Source organism: Acinetobacter sp. YH12117, from assembly GCF_013418865.1.
GTDB lineage: Bacteria > Pseudomonadota > Gammaproteobacteria > Pseudomonadales > Moraxellaceae > Acinetobacter > Acinetobacter indicus.
This window is the reverse complement of record NZ_VPBF01000061.1, coordinates 1-10,358: the sequence shown is the minus strand read 5'-3', so window position 1 is coordinate 10,358 and position 10,358 is coordinate 1. Positions and strand designations below refer to the sequence as shown.

At 47.3% G+C, this 10,358-nt stretch carries 8 protein-coding genes; 3 read left to right on the top strand and 5 right to left on the bottom strand.

What is annotated here, in order from left to right:
* Positions 1-347 precede the first annotated feature (347 nt).
* Both FTU55_RS14200 and FTU55_RS14195 read left to right on the top strand, forming a co-directional pair.
* Positions 348-1,697, top strand: coding sequence for an aromatic acid/H+ symport family MFS transporter (locus FTU55_RS14200; protein ID WP_016658670.1), 1,350 nt, complete (start codon positions 348-350; stop codon positions 1,695-1,697).
* Between the two features lie 370 nt (positions 1,698-2,067).
* Complete coding sequence (locus FTU55_RS14195) at positions 2,068-3,234, top strand: PQQ-dependent sugar dehydrogenase (protein ID WP_005181040.1); 1,167 nt, start codon at positions 2,068-2,070, stop codon at positions 3,232-3,234.
* Positions 3,235-3,737: 503 nt separating this feature from the next.
* Here the strand turns inward: FTU55_RS14195 and FTU55_RS14190 are convergent.
* The 5 genes from FTU55_RS14190 to ribF all read right to left on the bottom strand — a co-directional run bounded on the left by FTU55_RS14190 (position 3,738) and on the right by ribF (position 9,340).
* Positions 3,738-4,280 carry an NADPH-dependent FMN reductase gene (locus FTU55_RS14190; protein ID WP_005181039.1) on the bottom strand — a complete coding sequence of 181 codons (543 nt, stop codon included), beginning with the start codon at positions 4,278-4,280 and terminating at the stop codon, positions 3,738-3,740.
* Positions 4,281-4,420: 140 nt separating this feature from the next.
* Entirely contained in the window at positions 4,421-4,903 is a 483-nt protein-coding gene (locus FTU55_RS14185) for a peptidylprolyl isomerase (RefSeq protein ID WP_005181033.1), read from the bottom strand.
* Positions 4,896-5,435 (bottom strand): signal peptidase II, encoded by a 540-nt coding sequence (lspA, locus tag FTU55_RS14180; protein WP_005181030.1) that lies wholly within the window; start codon positions 5,433-5,435, stop codon positions 4,896-4,898. Before lspA ends, FTU55_RS14185 begins: the two co-directional genes overlap by 8 nt.
* Positions 5,428-8,274, bottom strand: coding sequence for an isoleucine--tRNA ligase (gene ileS, locus FTU55_RS14175; RefSeq protein WP_104472324.1), 2,847 nt, complete (start codon positions 8,272-8,274; stop codon positions 5,428-5,430). The genes lspA and ileS overlap by 8 nt, the downstream gene beginning before the upstream one ends.
* A gap of 61 nt (positions 8,275-8,335) precedes the next feature.
* Positions 8,336-9,340 (bottom strand): riboflavin biosynthesis protein RibF, encoded by a 1,005-nt coding sequence (gene ribF / locus FTU55_RS14170; protein ID WP_016658673.1) that lies wholly within the window; start codon positions 9,338-9,340, stop codon positions 8,336-8,338.
* Between the two features lie 357 nt (positions 9,341-9,697).
* On the opposite strand from ribF, the gene FTU55_RS14165 reads away from it, so the two are divergent.
* On the top strand, positions 9,698-10,358 hold a 661-nt coding region (locus FTU55_RS14165; RefSeq protein WP_180047405.1), incomplete at its 3' end, for an RNA-guided endonuclease TnpB family protein.

Here is a 10,358-nt window from a genome sequence, read left to right as displayed (position 1 = left end):
CCTCTTAGCGCTGATGGTAGTGTGGGGTTACCCATGTGAGAGTAAGTCATCGCCAGCTCATTAATTCAAAATCCCCCTAGCTTAAACAGCAGGGGGATTTTTTTATGCAGAAAATTTGTGTGCTTAATAAAGCAAAATAAAACTTATGTCTAATGAGAATAATATATAAAACTTTAATTATTAATAGGATTGTAGACTAATGTTCAATTCTTATTTTCTGTAAATTGTGTGAAAGTTGCACCATCTACTCCACTAGCAAAGTGTGGATGAAGAAGGCTCGAAATGAGGGTCTTCATTATGGGTTGCTATGGAAGTTCACTGAAACACAGACTCACAGGAGGTGAGGAATGACACATCAAACTATTAACGTAAATGATGTCATTGATCACGCAAAATTTAAACCATTTCATTTTAATGTAGTGGCATGGTGTCTACTGATCATTTTATTTGATGGTTATGATTTAGCCATTAATGGTGTGGTATTGCCTTTATTAATGGACGAGTGGGGCTTAAGTGCGGTGCAAGCCGGTATGCTGGCCAGTACTGCATTGGCAGGGATGATGTTCGGTGCCATGATTTTCGGCTCGCTGGCCGACAAAATTGGCCGTAAAAAAGTCATCATGATCTGTATTGTGTTATTCAGTGGTCTAACCTTCGCAGGTGGCTTTGCTTCTAATCCGACAGAATTCGGTATTTTGCGCTTCCTGGCCGGTTTAGGGATTGGTGGGGTGATGCCTAACCTGGTGGCTTTAACCTCTGAATATGCGCCAAAGAACATGCGTAGTACGCTGGTGACCACCATGTTTAGTGGTTATGCGGTTGGTGGTGTGATGGCAGCATTATTGGGTGCCTGGTTAACCCCAAGCTTTGGCTGGGAAATCATGTTCTTCATTGCCGGTATTCCCCTGTTGCTATTACCGATTATCTGGAAATTCCTGCCTGAATCGCTGATGTTTATTGTGAAAGAGAACAAGCAGGAACAGGCGCGTCCAATCATGGCCCGCTTGGCCCCAGAAGTGCAGATCAGCAATGAAACCAAATTTGAACTGCATCAGGTTGATGTGCCGGAAGCAGCCAACGTGGTGAGCCTATTCAAACGTGGCCGTGCGTTAAACACCTTATTGTTCTGGTTAGCGTTCTTTACCTGCTTGCTGACCATGTACGCCTTAAGCAGCTGGTTGCCGAAACTGATGATGGCGGCAGGCTATTCAATGGACAATAGTCTGATGTTCATGATGGTGATGAACGTGGGTGCCGTGGTTGGTATTGTCGGCGGTGGTATTCTGGCTGACCGTTTCCATCTGAAACCGGTACTGATGTTCCTGGGGATTATGGGCGCGATTGTGATGAGTCTGATGGGCTTCCAGTCAAACCAGTTCTTGCTGTACATTCTGGTATTCCTGGCGGGTGCAGCGTCAATCGGTTCACAAATGTTGCTGTATAGTTATGTGGCGCAATACTATCCACTGGCAGTACGTTCAACCGGAATTGGCTGGTCATCTGCAATTGGCCGTATGGGTGCGATTGTTGGACCAATCCTGATTGGTGGCTTACTCGGTATGAACCTGCCAGCACACTTCAACTTTATTGCTGTCGGTTTACCGGTATTGATTACCGCAATTGCCGTAGCGCTAATCATGAGTGAAGATGAAGCAGAACAGATTAAAGCAGGCAAAGCGGCGATTGCCAAAGCCTAATTGGTATTAAATGAAAAAAGCCTCCATAGATTGGGGGCTTTTTTTATGGCATTAAGAAAACAAAAACCACAGATAAAAAGAAACCCCATCATCCTGACGGGGTTTCTTCGTATTTCGTGCTTTAGGTATAACTCCTGTCGTACCTCACGATCCTGGTGCGCAAACTAATTATTGTTGTTTTCCGTTTGGGAAACGTCCTGTTTCCTGATGAATTTAGAATACGAAAATTCTGGGTTTGCTCCTAGCCTCAATTGTCTTCATTCGGTGTAAGCCAAAACGGACAAAGTCCGGCAGGTTACGCAAGTGTTCTTGGTCAAAACTGGCTTTGGGCTACAATCAAAGTATTGTCTGTTCTGTTTTAGGAAATGTCATGGCAAAACTACAACAATATTTGACCTGGCCTGCGGCATTGCTCATCGCAGGATTAACCACCGGATGTAATGCCCAGACCGAGCCTGCCAATTCAGCGAAAGCCGCCCAAAGCAGTGAAACTAGCAAGACCAGCCAGTCTTATCAGCTGGAACGGGTGGCGCGCTTACAGGAACCGTGGGCGATGGCTGAGCTGCCCGATGGCCGCTTGTTAATTACTGAAAAGCGTGGACGACTCAAATTGTTTAACCCGAGCAATAAACTGCTGCTTGAGGTTAAAGGTGTCCCCAAAGTTGCCTATGGCGGGCAGGGCGGTTTGGGTGATGTCGCGCTGCATCCACAGTTTGCCCAGAATCGCTGGGTCTATTTAAGTTATGTGGAAGCCGGCACAGGCGGTTATGGCGCGGTGGTGGCGCGTGCCGAGCTGGATTTAAAAGATGCGGCTCAGCCACAATTGAAAAATGTACAGCAGATCTGGGTCCAAGTGCCGAAAGTTCCGGGGCAGGGGCATTATGCCCACCGGCTGTTATTTGATCAGGCCGGCTATTTGTGGGTCAGTTCGGGAGAGCGACAAAAGTTTGACCCGGCACAGGACCTGAATTCCAATTTAGGGAAAATCTTACGTTTAAATGCAGATGGCAGCGCTGCGCCAGATAATCCGTTCCGTGCTCAGGGCCAGATTGCGGCACAGGTATGGAGTCTGGGGCATCGGAATCCCTTAGGTATGGCATTTGACCCGGCGGGGCAGCTGTGGGTAATTGAGATGGGACCCAAAGGCGGAGATGAGCTGAACCGGATTGAAAAAGGCGCCAATTATGGCTATCCGATTGTGTCCAATGGCGATCATTATAGTGGTCAGCCAATTCCGGATCATGCGACCCGGCCAGAATTTAAAGCGCCAGAACTGGACTGGACCCCGGTCATTTCACCTTCGAGTCTAATCTTTTACCGTGGCGATCAGTTTCCACAGTGGAAAAATAAGGCCATTGCCGGAGGATTGTCGTCGCAGGCGATTATTGTGATTGATACCCAGGCTCAACCGGTACGTGAAGTACAACGGCTGGACATGAAACAGCGTATTCGCGGGGTGATTGAAGCGCGTGACGGTCATTTATGGGTGATTGAAGATGGCAAAGGCGCCAGCTTGCTGAAAATGACAGCCAAATAATGAATTCGTAGATAATAAAAAGCCCCGACGTCCTGTCGGGGCTTTTTAGATTCAGTTCTCAGATATCACTCCTGTTATATCTGTGCGTGCATCCTGCATGCGGCTTATGATTATTGTTTTATGCAACGAGACCTCCTGTCCCAGTATGGTTTTAATATACGTCAGGCGATCAGAACCAACCAGCCGCAAAACCCGACAAGTACTGTACGCTCAGGCGTACAACAGCAATTGATTTAAAATAGCGCATCATCTACAAGAACCAGAACATAAAGGACTGAAATAAAAGAAGCCCGAACATCCTGTCCGGGCTTCTCTGGATTCATTATTCCGGTATAACTCCTGTCGTACCGATCAGCATCCTGCTGTTGTTGCTTTTATTGTTATTGTTTTGATTTAAGAGACCTCCTGTCTCTGTATGTGGGTACTATAAAATGAAAGCGCTCTGCGCCCTAGTCGCAGTTCACCACAGCTGCTGTAAGAAAATGCTTACAGGGCTGCTGGCATTATGAGCTGACATATTGAATCAGCTTGTCGACTACCTGTTTCAGGGTCTTGTCATCAAATTCATTCGGTTCAAAGCTTTCGCTACGGTTACGGCTAAAAATATCGCGGATTTCCACCACTGCATTGCTGTCAATCAGTCCCAGCTGGGTGCCGACCTGACGGATCTGGTCAATCGAGCGTGATCCATTGGTGGCACCATAGCCGATATAAGCCGCCGGTTTGCCTTGCCACTCTTTGCCCAGATAATCCAGCGCATTTTTCAAGGCCGGGCTATAGCCATGGTTATATTCGGGGCTGATAAAAATAAAGGCATCGCCCTGGGCAATTTTGTCGGCCCATTCCTGTTGACGCGGCTGGTCATAAATACCGCTTAGCGGCGGATTCGGACCGGCAAACAGGGGTAAATTCCATTCTTTTAAATCGACCAGCTCGGTCTGCACGGTACTAAAGTTATAGCTTTTAATGGCCTGCTGTACCCAGTGTGCGACTTTAATGGCGGTACGTCCCTCGCGTACACTGCCAACAATAATCTGAATATTCATGTTTTATCCTGTGTTGTTTTTGCTGTAGGGATCAAATTAACGTGAATTGCGTTAGCCTGAATAGAGTCAGTTTGTATCTGCCTCATGAAAATGGCATAAAAAAAAAGCTCCCGAAGGAGCTTTTCAAAAATGTGGAACTTTTATTTCAGTTGAATGCCTTGCTGGCCCGCTGGGGTGACTTTAAAGATTTCCACTTCAAAGGTAATGTCTTTACCGGCCAGTGGATGGTTAAAGTCGACTTCGGTGATGTCATCATTGACCGATTTGACCACGCCATACAGGCTTTGTTTGGCCTTATCTTCAAACTCGATCATGTGGCCTTCAACCGGACGCTGTTCAAACTTGACGGTGTCAAAGGTTTGGACATTTTCCGGGTTCCATGGACCAAAAGCCTCTTCTGGTGGCAGGCTCACGGTACGACGGTCACCAGCACGCAAGCCAAACAGGGCTTTTTCAAAACCCGGTAACAGGCTGCCATCGCCCATCACCAGACTGACCGGTTCGGCACGGCTACGGGTATTGTCAATTTCCGGGCCGCTTTCAATGGCCACAGAAAAATGAAGTTCAACTTTAGAACCCGCTTCAATACGGGTGTCTTCGTTCGGATTGATAAATTCAGTCATGTTGCGCCTGCGCACGTTGAATACGGTGTTTTTCCAGGAAAAACGTATCAATAAGAAGCAAGATGGTGCCTAAGGTAATGGCACTATCTGCAATATTAAAGGCAGGGAAGTGGCTGTTGTTGTAGTAAACATGAATAAAGTCGACCACATAGCCCAAAGCGACCCGATCAATCAGGTTACCAATGGCCCCGCCCAGAATCAGGGCAATGGCCAGCGGTAATACCAGCATGTTCTTTGGCATACGCATCAGCCAGAACACAAAGATCACGGACACCAAACCTGCCAGTGAGGTGAAGAAATAGCGTTGCCAGCCACCCGCATCGGACAAGAAACTAAAGGCTGCGCCATAGTTATGCAGTAATGTCCAATTTAAAAAGGGCAGCACAGGCACCGGATCTGCATAATTCAGATGGGTGACTGCAATCCATTTGGTCCATTGATCCAGAATAATCGCCACAATAGACAGTCCGATCCACCACAAATTGTGTGGATAGAACTGGAATAAGCCCTTTTTCGGTTGTGGATTAGGCATATTTTCTCTCTTCGCCTTGGCCTGTCGGGAGGTTAATAATACAACGACCACATAAACCTGGATGTGCAGGATGTGTATTCACATCTGGCAGGACGTGCCAGCAGCGTACACATTTCTCGCCATCTGCGGCAGACACTTTCACGTTCAGACCGTCAAGATCAGAAGCTTCGCCTTGTGCGGCATCAAACTCATTCACAATCACCTGAGAGGTAATCAGGACAAAACGCAGTTCATCGCCCAGTTTATCCAGCACTGCTTTCAGCTCGGCATTGGCCCACAGCTCCACTTTGGCAGACAGGTTCGAACCGACGGTTTTTGCAGTACGCGCCGCTTCAATAAACTTGTTCACGGCAGATTTTACGGCAATTAACGTTTGCCATTCGCTTTCAGCCAGCACGTTGGCTTCAGAGGCCACCGGCAGCTCATACCATTCAGCGGTGAATACATATTTTTCTGACTGCTCAGGAATCAGTGGCCACGCTTCTTGTGCAGTGAAGCTCAGGATTGGCGCCATCCAGCGTACAAAGGCCTGTACCAGGTGATACAACGCAGTTTGCGCGGAATGACGCGCTTGCGAGTCTGCTTTGGTGGTGTACTGACGGTCTTTGATGATGTCGAGATAGAAACCACCCAAGTCATTAATACAGAAGTTGGTCAAGGCGCTGGTGACGATATGGAAGTTCATATCTTCATAGGCTTTCTTGATGGTTTCTTGTACTTCAGACGCACGTTGCAGGATGTATTGATCCAGCGCAATCAGCTGATCCACCGGCAGGGCATCAGTCGATGGTTTAAAGCCGTTTAAGTTGGCCAGCAAGAAACGCAGCGTGTTACGAATACGGCGGTAACCGTCTGAGGCACGGCTAAAGATTTCTTTACCGGCGGTCATTTCATAACGGTAATCCGCAGAGGCAATCCAGAAACGTAAGCCGTCTGCACCCATGTCTTTAATGATGTCTTGCGGGGTAATGATATTCCCGAGTGACTTCGACATTTTGCGGCCTTTTTCATCGACCACGAAACCATGCGTTAACAAGCCTTTGTATGGCGCACGTTCATTGATCGCAATCGAGGTCAGCAGTGAAGACTGGAACCAGCCACGGTGCTGATCCGAACCTTCAAGGTACAGATCGGCCGGATCTTGCAGCTCTTCACGTTCACGCAGCACGGCATAGTGGGTTGTACCCGAGTCAAACCAGACGTCTAAGGTGTCACGTACGGCGTTGTAGTGTTCAGCATCATCACCAATGAAGTCTTTGGCTTCACGGTTATACCAGCCATCAATACCTTCCTGTTCGATCAGTTTAGCCACTTCTTCGATCAGTTCAGGGGTACGTGGATGCAGTTCGTTGGTGTCTTTATGCACGAAGAACGGGATTGGCACGCCCCAGGTACGCTGACGCGAAATACACCAGTCCGGACGGCCTTCGATCATTGCCTGAATCCGGTTTTTACCCCAATCTGGCACGAAGCTGATCTCGTTTTCAATTGCATTCAGGGCGCCTTGGCGTAAACCTTTGGCATCCATGCTGATAAACCATTGTGGTGTGGCACGGAAGATAATCGGGGTTTTATGACGCCAGCAGTGCGGATAGCTATGCTTGATGGGATGATGTGCCCACAATTTGTTGGCTTCGCCCAGCGCGGCAATAATTTGCGGATTGGCTTTATAAATATGTTCACCAGCAAAAATTGGCGCAGTCGGTAAATAGACACCGTTGCCGCCCACCGGGTTGTCGACTTTCAGGTTATATTGCAGGCCGACTTTATAGTCGTCTACACCGTGGCCTGGTGCAGTATGCACGGCACCTGTACCGCTGGCATCGGTGACGTGTTCACCCAGAATCACCGGCACTTGACGCTCAGTAATTAACGGATGTTGCAGCACCAGATTTTCCAGTTTGCTACCGGCAAACTCGGCCAGCACTTCAACCGAGCTGAAGCCATAACGCTGGGTCGCAGATTCTACCAGTGTTTTTGCCAGAATAAAGTTTTGCTCGGCCTGTTCTTCACCACGCGCCTTGACCAGTTGATATTCAAGTTCGGCATGTAATGCTACCGCCTGGTTGGCTGGCAGGGTCCATGGGGTGGTGGTCCAGATCACGATATCGGTTGAGTCTTTAACGTCAACACCCAAACGTGCAGACAAATCAGCTAAGTCAACCACTGTAAAACCGACGTCAATTGCATCGGATTTTTTATCTTCATATTCAACTTCAGCTTCTGCCAGCGCTGAACCACAGTCCAGACACCAGTTCACTGGCTTCAGGCCTGGCTCGATATGACCGGCTTTGGCAATGGCACCCAGAGAACGGACAATATCTGCTTCCTGCTTGAAGTTCATGGTCAGGTATGGGTTGTTCCAGTCGCCGAACACGCCCATACGGATAAAGTCTTTCTTTTGTAGTTCGACCTGGGTGTAGGCATATTCACGGCAGGCTTTACGGAAGGTCGAAGCATCAACTTTGACGCCGACTTTGCCAACTTTTTCTTCAACTTTCAGTTCAATTGGAAGACCGTGACAGTCCCAGCCTGGCACATATGGCGCGTCAAAACCGTCCATGACACGACTTTTAATGATGATGTCTTTCAGGACCTTGTTGACCGCGTGACCAAGGTGGATTTGACCATTGGCATACGGAGGGCCGTCATGAAGCACATATTTTTTCTTGCCGATACGCGATGCACGAATCTGCTGATAAATGTCATCGGCATACCACTCTTCTAACCATTTCGCTTCACGTACTGCGAGGTTTGCTTTCATTGCAAAGTCAGTACCTGGGAGGTTCAGTGTGGCTTTATAGTCCACTGCATTTTCAGGAGTTTGCTTATCGCTCATGCAAGTTGTCTTCCAATTTAATCAGCCATTTGACTGACACGTTTTACAGTAAAAATGTGAGTTATTCAAAAGGGAATTTTGGGGTGCTGCGGCGAAACTCAAGCAGTTTCTCCACATCATCATCAATTCCAGCTTTTAAGGCTTCAAGCGAAGGATAGTCCTTTTCGCCATGTAAATAGTTTAAGAACGTCACCCGCATTAACAGGCCATACAGATTAGCAGAAACCTCGGGGAAATGTACTTCTAATCGCCATTCCGGATGGTCCTGTTTGATGGCTGGTCGGGTGCCGACATGACCGGCGCCAAACAGCGCGGTCGGGTCATAGCCGGCAATTCCCGGCTGGTTCGGATTCTCTGCCTGAACTTTGGCTTGTAAGGATTCAGTTTCACAGAGCACTTCCACGCCATAAATCCCGTTCAGGCAGGGTTTATGCCGGTTCAGACGGACATTAATGGTTGGAAAATCAATGGTCCGGCCAATCTGGTCGCCGTATTGTACCCGGCCAGTAATGCTATACGGGCGCCCCAGCAATTTGGCTGCCAGCGCTAAATTGCCGGCCTGCAAGGTCTGACGGATCCGGGTCGAGCTGACCCGTTCACCATCGGCCAGAATAGTGTTTAAGTTGGTGACCTGAAAGCCGTATTGCTGCAAAAACTCGCTATTGCCCTGACGGTTTTTGCCAAAATGGAAGTCATCACCCAGCACCAGACTGTGGGCATTGAGTTTATATTTGAGTATGTCGGCAAAGGCTTCGGCGCTTAAGCTGCGGAAATAATTATCAAATTTGGCGACTGCAATATAGTCTACACCCAGCTCGGTTAAGTATTCGACTTTTTCTCTTAAGGAGCTGATGCGTGGCGGCGCTTCATAGCCTTTAAAAAATTCCAGCGGCTGTGGCTCGAAAATCATCACCAGGGTTTTCAGCTGCTGGGCTGCTGCCAGCTGTTTTAGCTGGGCAATCATGGCCTGATGTCCCAAATGCACGCCGTCAAAATTACCGATGGTAACGGCAGTTTTTTCCAGTTGAAAATCAGGCGCTAAAGCATTCAGACGGAGGAGCTGCATGGGCAAAGAATGACGTTATACATTAAGAAAGGCTATATATTGCCATATTCTCACACATTCGTCTTGTTGTTCTGTTTTTATGCAAAATTTTTCTTGCTCATTTTTGACCGGTGCCACAGCACTGGCGGGTTTTTATCAGGAGCGAATGAAAATGGAAACGCGTAGCCAGTACTGAAAAGCTGCATAGATATGAAAAAAAGTGGAGTCGTTGGAAGACCTGTCATTTCAGGGATAGCTTTTATCAAATGGAGCGTAAAACTCTGTCTTTCAGGTCAGAGATATAAGCGACACGACATGAAATGTCGTTTAATTACTAAAAACCAATATTTTAAGCCTGATATGAGCTAATATAAGCCCATGAAAACACTTAAATTACGCATAAAAGACAAACATTGTAAGGTGCTAGACCAATTGGCATCTGAAGTTAATTTTGTCTGGAACTATGTCAATGATTTGTGTTTCAAACACCTACAGCGCAAACAACAATTCTTTTCAGCATACGATATTGCTAAATACACGAAAGGCGCATCAAAGGAATGTAATCTTCATAGCCAAACCATTCAGGCTGTAACAGAAGAATTGGTCACTCGCAGAAAACAGTTCAAAAAATCAAAATTGAGATGGCGTGTCAGTAATAAGAAATCAGCAAGAAGATCACTAGGTTGGATACCCTTTAAAAAGGTCGCTATTAAATATGCCGATGGATACGTTCAGTATGGCAAGCATCAATTCAAGCTATGGGATAGTTACGGACTATCGAAATACAGCATTAAAACAGGCTCATTTGTAGAGGATAGTCGAGGACGTTGGTATGTCTGCTTAGTGGTTGATTCACCCAAACAAGACAAACCTACCGCCACAAAAGCCGTGGGTATTGATCTCGGCTTAAAGGATATTGCTACCTGTTCCGATGGCACAGTCATCAGTAATCCCAAGTTCTATCGAAAATACGAGCAAAAGCTCGGTATTGCTCAGAGAGCGAGAAATAAAAAGCGTGTCCGTGCATTACACGCCAAGA